The sequence below is a fragment of the Marispirochaeta aestuarii genome (genome assembly GCF_002087085.1).
Lineage (GTDB): Bacteria > Spirochaetota > Spirochaetia > JC444 > Marispirochaetaceae > Marispirochaeta > Marispirochaeta aestuarii.
Genome location: NZ_MWQY01000056.1, coordinates 1 through 1543 on the forward strand (window position 1 = coordinate 1; position 1543 = coordinate 1543).

Sequence of the window (1543 nt, forward strand, 5' to 3'; positions counted from 1 at the left end):
AAAACTGATATGATGTGACCTTTGTCAAGGTTTATTTTTCTTTCACGAAACAAAAACCTCCTAACATAATGAACAAAGAAAGGGATCGATAGACAGGAAATCAGTTTTCGGCATTTGACCATTCTGATATACGCATATTGGTTAATGCAGGCCAATGGTCCGCCTTAAGCCCTTTCCGTCTACTTGCGTGAATCACCTCCGGGGTGTCAACATAGTTTTATCGAAGATAGCTGGATCGTTGCCCGATTATCCTGTCTATCAATCTCTCTCATCCTTACTCCCTCTTCTTGAAATCGGATTGGTCAGTTGATTCTATTGTTCATCATACCCCAGATGAAGCAGGACAACTCTCTGGCAACAGCCACGGTTGCCTTGTTGTGATGCACACCACGGGCAACAAGATGATTGTAGACTCTGTGCAACCTTCTGTTGGCATTATCAGCATATGCGATAACATCAGGTTCATTACCTTTCTGCCTCGCCAGGAGCCGCTTCGATTTCTTGCCATAAATGTTGCTTTTCAGGGTTGAGTTGGCTCCTTCGATAAGCAAGAGCCGTAAACGTTGATTCCCTGCCTTTGTGATGCTCCCTCGCCGTTCTCTCTGACCACTGGAGTTCTCCTTGGGAACCAGACCCAGGAATGAGGAGAACTGTTGTGGGTTTGCAAACCGACAGAAATCTCCAACTTCTGCAATAAACGATAGTGCCGTATGCGTCTCTATCCCCCTAAAACAACGCAGTTTCGAGACCCGGTCTTGATAGGCATCCTGGGCTGCCAACTCTTCGATCCGCTGATTACAACGATCTACCTTCTCCTGTTGGTCGTGTATTTCCTGCAGATATTCATTAAACGTTTCCTGGTCGACCACATCCTGAAAGAGTTGCTCTTTCAGCCACCTATAGTGGACTTTAGTCCAATAATTCGTTCCACCGGTGAAACATCGTCCATGACGCAGGAGGAAGGACAACAGGTTCTGTTTCGCTCGCCTAAGAGCTTTTTGCCGGGTATTTCTCAACCGTGTATAATTTTTTATCGCTTCATCCTCTGGCGTCGGTATGTGGATAGCACTGTAGGTACCCCAAGCCAGATGTCTGGCCAGTCCTTCAGCATCTGTCCTGTCCGTTTTTACATGATTGCCAGGTGCTTTTGGCAACGTGGTAGGAGCCATGATTACACAGGGGATATCTGCTTTTGCCAGATCCCGGTAGAGCCCGTATCCGGTTGGTCCTGCTTCATAACCACAAAGAACGGTGCATTCGGGATGTTCTTTCTGTAATTTTCGAACATATTTGACCACCAGTGCACTCTTGCTGGTAATTTTGGTTTGGCCGAAACTCTTCTGATTTGAGAAGTTGAATGAACACAGAGAGTAGGTATCTTTGTGGACATCGATTCCAATGTGGATTACAGTATTCATTAGTGACCTCCATTTGTATGCGGTAGCCGCATGGGTTGTTTTCTTTTCCCAGTATGCTCGGTGAATCCGCGATTCGCAAACTGGGGGTCACTTCATATTGTCTACTCTTTTTCCCATATCCTGCG

Annotated in this window: 1 protein-coding gene; it reads right to left on the reverse strand. The window is 46.2% G+C overall.

The genetic code is table 11. From position 1 onward, the window contains the following. Positions 1-302 precede the first annotated feature (302 nt). Positions 303-1418: an IS110 family RNA-guided transposase gene (locus tag B4O97_RS19080; protein ID WP_083053110.1), complete on the reverse strand. Its 1116-nt coding sequence runs from the start codon at positions 1416-1418 to the stop codon at positions 303-305. Between the last annotated feature and the right edge of the window lie 125 nt (positions 1419-1543).

Coding starts and splice junctions, on each gene's coding strand:
- B4O97_RS19080 (WP_083053110.1), bottom strand. CDS start 1,418: ATGAATACTGTAATCCACATTGGAATCGATGTCCACAAAGATACCTAC.